Annotated in this window: 9 protein-coding genes, 1 other RNA gene and 1 pseudogene; 2 read left to right on the top strand and 9 right to left on the bottom strand. The window is 43.0% G+C overall.

Going from position 1 to position 12,780, the window contains the following annotated elements:
* Positions 1–40 precede the first annotated feature (40 nt).
* The 6 genes and pseudogenes from hsdR to smpB form a co-directional block, all read right to left on the bottom strand.
* On the bottom strand, positions 41–2,485 hold the full coding sequence (hsdR, locus tag VRK_RS04030; protein ID WP_059120203.1) for an EcoAI/FtnUII family type I restriction enzme subunit R: 2,445 nt from the start codon (positions 2,483–2,485) through the stop codon (positions 41–43).
* A gap of 169 nt (positions 2,486–2,654) precedes the next feature.
* Positions 2,655–5,075, bottom strand: coding sequence for a hypothetical protein (locus VRK_RS04035; protein ID WP_059120204.1), 2,421 nt, complete (start codon positions 5,073–5,075; stop codon positions 2,655–2,657).
* A 137-nt stretch (positions 5,076–5,212) separates the two neighbouring features.
* On the bottom strand, positions 5,213–5,491 hold the full coding sequence (locus VRK_RS04040; protein ID WP_000115789.1) for a helix-turn-helix transcriptional regulator: 279 nt from the start codon (positions 5,489–5,491) through the stop codon (positions 5,213–5,215).
* Positions 5,492–5,888: 397 nt separating this feature from the next.
* Positions 5,889–7,116, bottom strand: a pseudogene (locus VRK_RS04045) (integrase domain-containing protein).
* Between the two features lie 183 nt (positions 7,117–7,299).
* Positions 7,300–7,665, bottom strand: a transfer-messenger RNA (tmRNA) gene (ssrA, locus tag VRK_RS04050).
* Between the two features lie 68 nt (positions 7,666–7,733).
* A complete protein-coding gene (smpB, locus tag VRK_RS04055; RefSeq protein WP_059120205.1) occupies positions 7,734–8,213 on the bottom strand; it encodes an SsrA-binding protein SmpB in 480 nt (159 codons plus the stop codon).
* Between the two features lie 220 nt (positions 8,214–8,433).
* Here smpB and VRK_RS04060 point away from each other — a divergent pair, with 220 nt between their 5' ends.
* On the top strand, positions 8,434–8,865 hold the full coding sequence (locus VRK_RS04060; protein WP_059120206.1) for an SRPBCC family protein: 432 nt from the start codon (positions 8,434–8,436) through the stop codon (positions 8,863–8,865).
* The gene (locus tag VRK_RS04065) at positions 8,862–9,209 is read left to right on the top strand and encodes an RnfH family protein (protein WP_059120207.1); all 348 of its coding nucleotides are present in this window, start codon (positions 8,862–8,864) and stop codon (positions 9,207–9,209) included. The genes VRK_RS04060 and VRK_RS04065 overlap by 4 nt, the downstream gene beginning before the upstream one ends.
* A gap of 71 nt (positions 9,210–9,280) precedes the next feature.
* On the opposite strand, the gene bamE is transcribed toward VRK_RS04065, so the two are convergent.
* From bamE to recN, 3 genes are all read right to left on the bottom strand, one after another.
* Positions 9,281–9,643, bottom strand: a complete 363-nt coding sequence (bamE, locus tag VRK_RS04070) for an outer membrane protein assembly factor BamE (protein WP_059120208.1) — start codon at positions 9,641–9,643, stop codon at positions 9,281–9,283.
* A gap of 504 nt (positions 9,644–10,147) precedes the next feature.
* Positions 10,148–10,717, bottom strand: coding sequence for a BUD32 family EKC/KEOPS complex subunit (locus VRK_RS04075; protein ID WP_157371847.1), 570 nt, complete (start codon positions 10,715–10,717; stop codon positions 10,148–10,150).
* Positions 10,718–11,107: 390 nt separating this feature from the next.
* The gene (gene recN / locus VRK_RS04080; RefSeq protein WP_059120210.1) at positions 11,108–12,775 is read right to left on the bottom strand and encodes a DNA repair protein RecN; all 1,668 of its coding nucleotides are present in this window, start codon (positions 12,773–12,775) and stop codon (positions 11,108–11,110) included.
* Positions 12,776–12,780: the final 5 nt, after the last annotated feature.

The raw sequence follows: 12,780 nt of genomic DNA on the forward strand, positions 1-12,780 counted from the left end.
TACCTGAAGGTAGCCGAGTAGCAATGCGGGGTTGTGGTGATTAGGCTGATTGATAAATCTCAGCTTCCAATTCAGAAATCGCTTCTAAGTATTGCTCTTTACCACCAAAGCACTTTTTGACGATCTCAGCAGGACGTCCCATCTCGTCAAAAGGCTTCACTTTGAGTACATGAATATTTTCAATCTCTTGAACGCCTTCGTCTGCGTACTTGTCTAGTAAGTTGTTCAACACCTGCTGAGCCGTTTCACCGTACTTAGTGAAGTAGTTGCGCTTTTTGACGTTGTCAGCGCGTTCTTTTCTGGTGAGTGCTGGTTGGTCATACACGACATGACAAATCATGTCGAATGGGTCGAGATCTTTGCCGACTTCCAGCTCTAATGCTTCCCAGATGATGCCTTCCTCTGCCAGTTCATCAATGATTGCTTGCTTTTTATCGGCATCTTGCCAGCGCTTAACAAAGTCATCCATAGAGGTGAACTGTTTTGCCATCGTCTTGCGGGTATAGTCTTTGAACGATTCGGTTACGAGTTTACCGTCGGCATCGTAGTATTGAACACGTTCGGCAATGGCTTTCACCGTCACACCGTTGACATGGAACTTTCTAACTCGGTTTTCATCCTGCCAATCATCATCGGAATTGCTACCGTCAGAAGGAGATGAACCTGAGTCGTATGAAGCCTCTGGTTCATGGATGCTTTCAGGGTCGATATCTTCCCCTTCAAATGGATCATCTTGTTCAAGTTCATCCTCACCATCAATGATCTCATCGAGTCCTTCATCGGTATCGAAGTCTTCTGGTTTTGTCTCTTTAACTCGCTCTGGTACACCATCAAAGCGCTCATCAGCGAACAGTTCAGTCGCCTTTTTAAAGTCGAGAATGGTAAACCATAGCTTTCCGTAACGATCATCAATACGAGTACCACGACCGATGATCTGCTTAAACTTGGTCATCGACTGAATGCCCTGGTCAAGAACAACCAGTTTGCAAGTTTTTGCATCGACACCTGTTGTCATAAGTTCTGAGGTGGTCGCGATAACAGGGTAAGCCTTTTTGGGGTTGATGAAGTTATCAAGCTGAGCTTTGCCGATTTCATCATCACCAGTAATTTTCATTACGTATTTTTCATTTTTAGCAACTTGCTCAGGGTTGCAGTTGATCAGCGCTCGACGCATACGCTCTGCGTGGTCAATGTCATTACAGAACACAATGGTTTTAGCCATCGGGTCGGTACGCTTGAGGTAGCTGGTGATGGTCTGTGCAACAAGTTCTGTTCGCTCATCAATGACCATAGTTCTGTCGAAGTCTTTCTGGTTATAGATCCTGTCTTCGATAACTTCACCATGTTTATCGACTTGCCCTTTAGTTGGTCGCCAACCTTGTAAATCTACATCGATGTCCACACGCACAACTTTGTAAGGGGCTAAGAAACCGTCTTCAATACCTTGCTTTAGAGAGTAGGTATAAATGGCGTCGCCAAAGTACTCGGTGTTAGACACGATATCGGTTTCTTTTGGTGTCGCGGTTAGTCCTATTTGAGTCGCTGAACCGAAATACTCAAGAATCTCGCGCCATGCGCTGTCCTCAGCGGCACTGCCACGGTGACACTCGTCAACAACAATAAGGTCAAAGAAATCAGGATCGACTTGTTTGTATGCTTTTTGGTGCTCTTCTGGGCCAGTCAGAGCTTGATATAGAGCTAGGTGGATTTCGTAAGCGGGATCGACTGTTCGACCAGTGACTTTGGTCATAGCGGGGCCAAACGGCTGGAAGTCGTTGGTCTTAGTTTGATCGACCAGAATGTTTCTGTCCGCTAAAAACAGGATGCGTTTTTTAGCTCGGGACTTCCATAGTCTCCAAATAATCTGGAATGCAGTGTAAGTTTTGCCCGTACCCGTTGCCATAACCAAGAGTACACGGTTTTGTCCTGCTGCGACCGCTTCCACGGTTTTGTTTATCGCTTGTAGCTGATAGTAGCGCGGAGACTTACCGCTACCATCATCATGGTAATCTTGAGTAATGACTGGAAGGTGCTCGGTTTTGTAGCCTTTCCAAACGCAATACTTGTCCCATAGTTGCTGAGGTGATGGAAAGTCTTCAAGTCTAATTTCTGTTTCGAGCTGAGCAGGATTGGTTTTATCGTGGAAGATAAAACCATCGCCGTTTGAGGCAAAGACAAAAGGGACTTCGAGCAGGCTGGCGTAATCTAGTCCTTGTTGCATACCTTTGCCGATTTCATGCTTATTCGCTTTTGCTTCGACAACGGCTAGAGGCATGCTCGGTTTATGGTAAAGGACGATGTCCGCAGACTTAACCTTTTTCCTCGCCGCTGCCTGACCACGAACAATGACCTTACCGTCACGCAGTTTTACCTCTTGACGGATTTGAGACATATCATCCCATCCCGCATCTTTGATAGCTGGAAGAATGAATTTTGTGATGATGTCGGTTTCAGATAGCTTTGATTTATTGATTGTCGATTCCATGCGATTAGCCAGCTCAGTACAAATGCATTACATGACTATACCAAAGGATGCATAAAAGCAGAAAAGATACTGACTTATCAGTGAAGTGGGTAACGGTATGTATGAAATACCAGAGGCCATTCGTGGAAATAGCTATCCCGTTATGCAATAGAGCATAACGGGAAGTCAGTTAAGCAACGATATCTAGAGACTCGGTACTTGATCTAGTGTAGCTACGCGCCCTTTGAGTCAGAGAGATTTTCGCTTTATTTGTTGTTCCGCTAAATCTACCGATTTCAAAACCCAGAGACTTCATGAGTTGCCGAAAATACAGCATCTTTTTATTTGTCGTGCTGTTGGTTTTGAGTGATAGGGGGATGTGAGTATCTTTGTGCAGTGTCCAATTGACTAAGTCCCGACTTTCGATCATCAGATTAATAAACCCTAAAACCTGCTCCCGATGGACCATGATAGAAGGTGATTGAGAATTAAGCTGGTGTCCGTTGAACAGACCCTCATTGATTAAATTCGCCAAGCGGCGATATGTTGAGTACTTGCTGTTATCTTCGTTTGGCGCTGGAATCGAAAACAGCTTATCGAAGAGCTTTCTGTTCTTGGAAAACAGGAAATGAAACTCGACATCCTCTTTCGTGACTTCATTCAACTGATAGTAGCTTTTGATTGTATGTTTCCAGATAGCAGCGTTGTCACTGGCTGTGCGCTTATCTACCATCATAAGCCGTTTCACGTCATGCTGGCTTAAATCGACAGCTTGCATAATGGCATTGATTAACGCTTCTCTGTAAGCTTTTAAATATTGCTTGTTTGCTTTTGACCCATAGCTCTGTGAGTACACAGAGGATGGCAGCGAATCAACATGAAAGCCGAGTTCCTTCAATGTTAGCCATAGATGTAGCCCCAGAGGGGCGGTGAACCGTGATTTCACGTTACCGAATGCAATCTCTAGGTGGTCTGTTGGCGCTGAGTGAATATTCGCATTGTAGACTCTTTCTCTTGTCGGTCGGCAGAAGAAGTCTTGATGGGCATCTACAGTAAACCAAATCTCCTTTGCTTTGCGGAATCGACGTGCGAAGTTAACTAGTTCAAATGGATTTAGTGTTTTGTCACAGAATACGATAACTCTATTAGCGAAATCTTTGACGATTGAGAAGCCTGACCCTAGACAGGGAGAAGCGATAATCGCTTTGTATTTGGAGATTTCTTCATTCGGGTTAGCCAGAAAAGCACGTTGTGCGTCCATTCCTTTATTCTCCCCGTGAATGACTAGCACACCATCGTTTAGAGCCGCAGTCTCACTATCTAAACCTTGCTTGTCCTCATAACCAAGTTGTTTAACAACGCCTCGAAGCGTCACTAGTGAGTCAAAAAGAAACACCTTGTCCTCCAATAGTTTGGACTTGAGATCACCCTGACTATAAAGGTACTGATTTTTATCTGTGATAACTGCTTCAATTCCCATATATGGGTTTTTGTCGCAGTGGATTAAAGTCACGTCACCTCGTAAATCCTTCAAGAAGCCTAAACTAATATCGGAAAGATCAGCATCCCCCACAATGACTTGTGGAATGGAGCGAATAATATCAGACAAGCAATGAAAGACGCGTTGTTTGGGCATTTGTAGTGAATGCTCCGAGCACACAACTGTTGAAATTACTTTCTCAAACTCATCGATAATCAAGGTATCAGCATTGTGGCAATATGCTTGGATATGTGCTTTCCACACACTATTGGCGACTAATCCCATCGCTTTCGACTGTTCAAGCTGAGTTAAGTTTTGAGTGGTATAGCTGACCGCATGATTTTGAATGCAGTATTGTTCTACTAAAGCCATCAGGTGAGAAAGATATACCACGGATTTATTGTTTTGCTCAGCTAGCTGAGTAATGGGGCCAAAGACGTGTTTCGTTTTACCAGTGCCTGTTGCAGATTTAATCGCAAGGGTTCGCTCATTGGCTAGCGCTTCACACACTTCTGGACAGTCGAGAGTTGAAGTACGGATTGTTTTCGTTGGCGTTCTAAGTTTCATAAAATCTTGAACTGACGAATGGTAGTGATGTAGCTGCAGTTCAAGGCAATCTAAAACTTTGCTTAGGAAATTGTTGTCTTTGTGAAGGTAGAAACGGTAAGTGCTCAAGCATGATTTAGCATCGGGGCAGATCAGAGGAATAGTACGGACTAATTTTTTAGCTAGCCAGTCAATGATTTCGTCACCCCGCATGCCGCAATTCGTCAACTGATAGCAAAGAGATAGATACTGGATTGTATCGTTGTAGTCTTTCAGACTGTAGAGTCGCTTTGACGCTAAATCATAAAGATCACACCTAGCGTCGCGATAATTAATCATCATGAAATCTACAGCTTGAGCAGGGAGCTTTTTTGAATCAATGATTAACTTGATGTTATTGAAGCCAGCATCACGGTAATAGCGGATAACTTCAGCCAGGTTGTTTTTGTCGTTGCGAACAGCAACGACTCTGTATTTGTCATGATCGAAGCTTAGAGACTCGCCGCTAAGAATAGCGACTGAACAGGACTCTGTTGAACGAACCAGTGTATGTTCTGAAACTTGAGATTGCGCGATAACGTTCATTTATTCTTATTCCTAGTAGAACGTAAAAGTGCAAAGTTTCTAAGTAATATATATAACTAAAGAACTCTGCACTTTTACCAGCATGCTAAAGCATGCAGTAAACAATTGATTTATTTGTGCTTAGTGAGAGTTTTTAGTTATGCGGCTAGTGCATAGAGACTGTTGTCGAAAAGAGACTGTCTTTGCTCAACAAGATGAGAAACGGTTTGCTGTAGATCTTTGCCCAATGCCATCGCTGCGATAATTGCATCGACTTCGTGAGATAAGAAACCAACAGAGTTTGCGCCTAAAGGAATTGACGGTGGGAAAGTTCCATCATTGATTTTGCGATGGAGAGTCGCTCTTGAGAATGGAACGCGCTGTAGAACGTCAGATTTACGTACGATTTTTAGAAGAGGAGTTGTATTTACAGACATAACGATAACCTACATTAATTCATGTCTAGTACTAACTTTATATTCCAATACTTACACTGATCCACGGAAGTTTATTATCAGTGAAGGAACACCTAGATGGGACTGAAGCCTATTGGGTTACAGACTCATTCCTTAACAATTAAAGGAAGGTATTCGTATGTAATGGAATAGTGAAGTCTTCAAAAAAAGGCTCCGAAAGTTAAGTTAATACCAAAACAATAAACAAATAGTTAAACCGAAGTTTAACGGAAATAAGTACCGTTGCCGCAGGGCGGGCTTTAAGTGTCTGTTTCCTATGTGAAAATTAAATATTTAGACGCGATTTAAAATAATGTGGATGATTCTCATCGTCAATATAAAATCATCCACATCTCATTAAAAGTGTGATTTGTGTCACTTAATTTCTTGGTTTTGCTATAGTGTTGGCGTTTTTAGAAGCATCAAGTATGAAATTACTCCACCAATCCATGATCTTTCGTCGCTCTTCCAGATATTCAGCGTTGTTGTAGATGTCACGAATCGTGTTCTTGTCTACGTGAGCTAGACACAGCTCAATAGCATCTTTGTTAAAGCCCTGTTCGTTGAGCGCTGTACTGCCAATTGAGCGTATACCGTGGCTCACTAACTTTCCTGCCATACCCGCACGTTTCAGTGCGGCGTTGATACTTTGACTGTTCATGTGTTTGTCTGCTGAGCTAGCGCTTGGGAAAACATATCGTTGACCGAATGATATAGGCTTCATAAAGTTCAATAGCTGTAATGTAGCGTCTGAAAGAGGGATCTTATGGTCGCGTTTCATTTTCATTTTATCTCGACCAATGATCCAAAGCCTGTTTTCGAAATCTATCTCATTCCATTCGGCTCTAGCGCACTCATTTGGGCGGGTTAGCGTGTGAAGCTGAAACTCAAAGGCGCACCTAGTGGTAAGCTTGATATTTGCCAATGACATTTTTTGCATAAGAATATGTAGCTCATCAGGCTTTATCGTAAGCATGTGTTCACCTTTTGGCTTTTTGAAAGCTTTCCAGATGTTTTCGAACCGATTGAATTCAACTTTGCCGCAGTGTTGTGCATATGTCATAACTTCATTCAAGCGCTGACAGACGCGTCTTACTGTTTCTAAAGCTCCTTTCGCTTCAATTAGGTCGTAATGTTTGAATCACTGTTTGAGTAAGTAATTTGTTAACAGGCATATTTCCTAAATTGGGGAAAACGTGAAGCTCAAGAGAGCGCCAAATGTCATCTGCATAATCATCTGACACATCGTGTTTCTTCACTTCAAACCATTCTTCAGCGACAGCTCTTAACGTGTGAGACTGTGCTACCTGAGCAGTAAAACGTTGGTTATCTCTGTGAGTTTTAGGATCGACACCTTCCGCGACTAATTGTCGCATCTCTCTTGTTTTTTCTCTCGCGGAAGCGAGAGTGATATCAGGAAATGCGCCGAGGCTGATGTTCTTGCGTTTTTTAGTTACTGGATGGATGTAGTTGAAAATCCAAAGTTTTGCGCCATTGGGCTTTACACGTAAGTACAGACCGTTGCCATCGGCAAGCGAATATTCTTTCTCTAAGGGCTTAGCTTTGGTTACTTGAGTTGATGATAAAGGCTTGATTTGCTTAGCCATTTTAATGGTTCCTTTCTGATGTAACACCAATTTGTGTTGTTATTGGTTAGTGTTACGCAGAATGTTACTAAATGACTGAGATTAAGTGAATCTCGATGAGACGCCCTGAAGCACTTAAAGCTAGATATGACAAGGGCTTAGAAAAGAAAACGGGACGTCCTGAGACGTCCCGTTACTAGTGATTGGTGGAGCTGGCGGGAGTTGAACCCGCGTCCGAAAATCATTCATCTTTGGTACTACATGCTTAGTCGATCTTTAATTTCACTACCACCTGCGAACCGACACGCGAATGAATAGCTAACCTGAATTATCTCTTACGCTTCATCCCTCAGGTGGGGGAATCCACGCCAGCTTGTTTTGGTTTGACCATCTGAACTCCCCGTCCTACAAGCAGAGGCTAGGGCAGATGGGCTCTCAGCAGGTTATTAAGCTGCTAGTGCGTAGTTTTCGTCGTTTGCGACTATTTTTTTGCGGTTTGTTAACGAGGCCTACCGCACCTCGGCATGCACCTCAGACTGCAAAATTCCCGTCGAATCCTGAATCAGCCCCAGAGGTAGAGTGTGCATACTACCAGAATTGTTCCTAGTGTCTAGTGCTGCACAATCATATGGTTAAGTTTAGCGCAGTGCGCTCTTCATGACGCGGTCTTTTTGGCGCTGCCAGTCCCGATCTTTGGCCGTATCCCGCTTGTCGTGCATCTTCTTACCTTTCGCAACCCCGACTTTAATTTTGACCCATGAACGAGACCAGTACAGCGATAATGCTATTAAAGTCATCCCTTCACGATTGATCCGGCCGAATAGATTATCGAGCTCCCGACGAGAGAGCAGGAGTTTGCGTACCCGAGTCGGGTTGGCAATCACATGTGTTGAAGCTTGTTGCAGCGGAATGATGTTCATGCCGGAGATAAATGCTTCTCCGTCACGCAAGAATACATAACTTTCTGCGATATTTGCTTTGCCCTGGCGAAGTGACTTCACTTCCCAGCCCTGAAGCTCTAGACCAGCTTCTATTTCATCTTCAACGAAATATTCGTGGCGAGCTTTTTTGTTCAGAGCAATCGTGTTGCTCCCTGCTTTTGATTTTTTCTTTGCCATAGTGGGGCGTATTATACGGATTGCGTGTGGGTTGGGAAATCCTTTTGTTGGTATTGGTGCAAAATATGCACAATTGATTGATAAATCTGCGATTGTTGTCATTGTGAGGTGATTAACTGGCTACGCAACGCTGGTGGATTGACGGACGCTGACCTTGAGCTCACCGATGTATCACAGTAAAATCACAACGCTTGGGTGTAAAGAGGAAGAAGGAGCATCAATGAAGCAGGTGAGTCGTTCTGCACTGGTATCGTTTAGCGCTGAACAGATGTTTAATTTAGTCAATGATGTGATGCGTTATCCTGAGTTCTTGCCGGGTTGTTCCGGTGCGAGAGTGATTGAGTCAAATGCTGACAAGATGGTTGCTTCTGTTGATATCTCTAAAGCGGGGATCAGCAAAACATTTACCACGTCGAATCAGTTAAAAACGGGTGAAGCTATTTTGATGGATTTGGTAGACGGGCCCTTTAAAATGCTGCAGGGTGGATGGTACTTTACACCGCTTGATGAATGGGCTTGTAAAGTTGAACTGAAGCTTGAATTTGAGTTTTCCAGTAAGATGATTGAGCTGGCATTCGGCAAAATTTTTAATGATCTGACCAATAATATGGTCAATGCTTTCACCAAACGAGCCAAGCAGGTGTATGTATGACGGATGAAGAGAATTCTACTCACGTTGAAGTGGTGTATGCTCTGCCGCATGAGCAGCGTGTATTATCGCTGGTGGTGTCGCCATCGATGACTGTGGAAGAGATTATCCGCCAATCCGGTGTGTTGAATATGTATCCGGAAATTGATTTGGCAAAAAATAAAGTCGGTATTTTTAGTCGACCGGTGAAGTTGGATACGACGGTACGGGATCGGGATCGAATTGAAATTTACCGACCGCTGCTGGCAGATCCGAAGGAAATTCGCAGAAAGCGAGCAGACCAGGCAAAAGTAGCGGGGAAAGCCGACTCGGTAACGGGCGGTAAATTGAATCCACTTAAAAAATAATCGATATCCCGATGCCCGATAGTAAAAAAGCTCGCAATGCGAGCTTTTTTACAACTGTTGGTTTTACAAGTTTACTGGATGCTTTCAAAGAAGTGATCGCTGTTATGAAAATCACCGGCCAGATGAATGAGTGAGCCTCTTTTGTCAAATTTGACAATCAGATTCTTCTGCACCGGATCTTCATGGCCTGAGACATGATGATAAATGTAGTACCAAGTATCGGGATAACCATTTTCAACTAGCATCGGAGAACCAAGTACATAGCGGACTTGTTGTTTGGTCATACCGAATTTCAGCTGATCAACCTCTTGTTGATCAACGTAGTTGCCTTGGTTGATATCAATCCGGTAAACCAACATATCGGTAACCGATGAACATCCACTGAGGACAAGTATTGCTAATGACGCGGTGATGAGAGACTTCTTAAATTGCATAGTTTGTTTACTACATTGTCATTTAGAGTGAAAGCTTGGCTGATAATAAACAAGCTTGGTGAAGAAGTAAAAGGGTTCCCCACCATCTTATCCCACACTCAGACTACAAATTTTGGATTTTGTTGCATCGGATCGATTTTTTTTCAACATTCGGTATCAATTATAGACCCTGAGGAAAATGGCTGCGGATTTCTTCCGGGTCTACATAGGTGAGTGTGATGCCCCGGGAAGTATTGAGTCGGATGGACGGCTTGCTTGATATTTCTCAGAAAACAGAAGAGTGTTGCCACAAAGATGAGGCTGTTTGAGAGCACCATGTCTGGTGGTAGCGGTGCCGTCTTCAGGACGAACCATAACCACAATAAAATTAATTATTTATTGTGGTTATTGATGAGTCAATATAATCCGTATTAACGTTTATATTTTAATGGGAAATTAATTGATTAGTGCAGTATTGATGAATATAAATAATTTATTTTGATGAATAATAATAAGCTGAACTAATTATAAAAATGTATCAAATAAATTGCATGTTTCCAGAAATTGCCGACTTAATTTATTGTTCTTTTTAAAGTATAAAACACCATGAGCAAGCAGTTTGAATTTACGCAAGAGTTGATGGATTTCTAACAAACTTTGCCAGTGTTCATCAGAAACCTGCTGTTTCCAATAACATAATATGCTCCGTTTTTGTTCAATGGTGACCTGTTTGATACGACATAGATCCATCAGTAATAGATAAATGTCTCTTGCTTTGAGTTTCGGACTCGCATGCATGATGGACTCTTCAAAGTCAATCAGGCTAAGCCGATTATGCTGATCGATTAATATATCGCGAAGTGCCGGGCGCCCGTGAGCAATATCCGCATTGTGTAACTTAATAAATAAAGTGATGAGTTGCATCAATACATCATCGGTGATGCGTTCAGCTTCAACTTGAGAGAGCGGCAGGCCTTGATCGGGAGTAACAAAGAAACGTTCCCCTTCCAGCGCGATCCGAGGTACCTGAAATCCAATCGAATTTAAATAAAGCAACATCGATTTTTCATGTTCAAAACGGGACCATGAATTCATCGTTGCTTTCGACTGAAAGCATGAAAATAAATTTAACTTGCCAGCGAGTGATGATATTTTCCGGATAAAGTTAGATTTATCCTCTCCACCAATTTTTAGCCAGTAAGTTTTCTTTTGGTCAGTGATTTTAATAACACCATTGATGTTTTTATTAATTTTCTTTATGCATTGTTCTCTTAACATAACATGAATATATTATTTGTATGAGATCTTGAATGGGCAATAATGAATTGCGGTACATTCTATCCATTTTTTGTTAAGTTAAGATCAAATGCAGAAAAAATCAAAATAAAATATCGGGCTGAATATAATTTCATCAAAATGCCCGATATCTATTATAAGTGGTGATATTCAGACGGTGGATAATAAAATAAGTTAATTTGAAAGTAGTTATGCAGCAACGAGCAATAACTCTTTTGCATTGGCTAACGTGGTTTCAGTGATTTGACTACCGCCAAGCAACCTTGCTAATTCTTCAATCCGTTGCTGATTATCCAGCTTGAGCATCTGTGTTTCTGTTTTTCCGCCTTTCGTTTGCTTGGCAACAAAAAGTTGCTGATGCCCACAACCGGCAACCTGTGGTAAGTGGGTCACACACAATACTTGAGTCGATTCGCCCAATTGACGTAGCATTTTCCCGACGACAGCGGCTGTCGGGCCACTGATGCCGACATCAACTTCATCGAAGATCAAACTTGGAGTTTCGACTTTTTGCGCAGTAATCACCTGAATCGCGAGTGATATCCGCGAAAGTTCGCCGCCCGAAGCGACTTTGGTCATCGGTTGCAACGGTTGTCCCGGGTTGGTGGAAACCATAAAGTTCACTGAATCGAACCCGAGCGGAGACGGGTGTTTGTCATCATAATGAATATCCATTTGGAACTTGGCTTTTTCCATGCTCAGTTCATGCATACTCTGACTGATTAATTTATTGAGTTCTTTGGCGTAACGCATTCTGGACTGATGCAGTTTTTCAGCGCGGTGAACAAATGACTGATACGCCTCTGCCACCATATTCTCCAGTTGTTCAAGCTTCTCATCGGAATAGTCCAGTGCGGTGATCTGCCGGAGCAGGTTTTGGTGATGCTGATAGAGATCTTCCGGGAGAACATTATGTTTACGGGCCAGCGACATAACTTTGGAATAGCGGCTTTCAATATACGCCATTTGTTCCGGATCGACTTCAATGCGATCCAGATAGTGACGGAGTTCGCTGTTTGCTTCTTCCAATTGAATCAGAGCTTCCGCAATCATTGTGGGCAACATCGCCATTTTTTCATCCAGTTCGGCTAACTGAACCAGAACCTGACTGGTTGACTGAAGTAAACCGATGGCATTGACTTCATCGCCTTCATTTAATAGCTGGATTGCATTTTGGCTCAGTGTGAGTAATTCACCGCTGTTACTCAGGCGCTTGTATTCCTGTTCCAGTTCGGGGAACTCATCTTCACCGATCGATAATTCGTTCAGTTCTTTGATTTGATATTCCAGCAACTGGAGTTGGGCCTGATTCTGCTGACTGTTTTCACGGATCTGTTTTAACTCATTACTGGCCTGACGCCAGTTTTGGTAAGCCAGCCGTGTCTTTTTCAACAAATCCGCATGACCGGCATATTGGTCCAACATAGTAAGTTGGTGCTCACTTTTCATCAGTTGTTGATGAGCGTGTTGACCATGGATATTGACCAGTAACTGACCGAGTGATTTGAGTTGTGAAATCGGGACCGGATTACCATTGATAAATGCGCGTGAACGGCCTTCTTTGGTAATAACTCGGCGGAGAATACACTCGCTGCCGTCCAGAAGTTCATTATCTTCGAGCCACCGGGTGGCGTGCAGATTGTGATCGAGAAGAAATGCAGCACAGACTTCGGTTTTTTCTTCACCTTGACGCACCATGCCGGCTTCCGCTCTGCCACCGAGACACAGACTGAGTGCATCGATAGCAATGGACTTCCCTGCACCGGTCTCTCCGGTAATGGTGGTCATTCCCTGAGAAAGTTCTAACTGTAATGATTTTACGATTGCAAAATTATTGACACTTAAATGAGCCAGCATGTTCA

This window comes from Vibrio sp. MEBiC08052 (assembly GCF_001506075.1).
Lineage (GTDB): Bacteria > Pseudomonadota > Gammaproteobacteria > Enterobacterales > Vibrionaceae > Vibrio.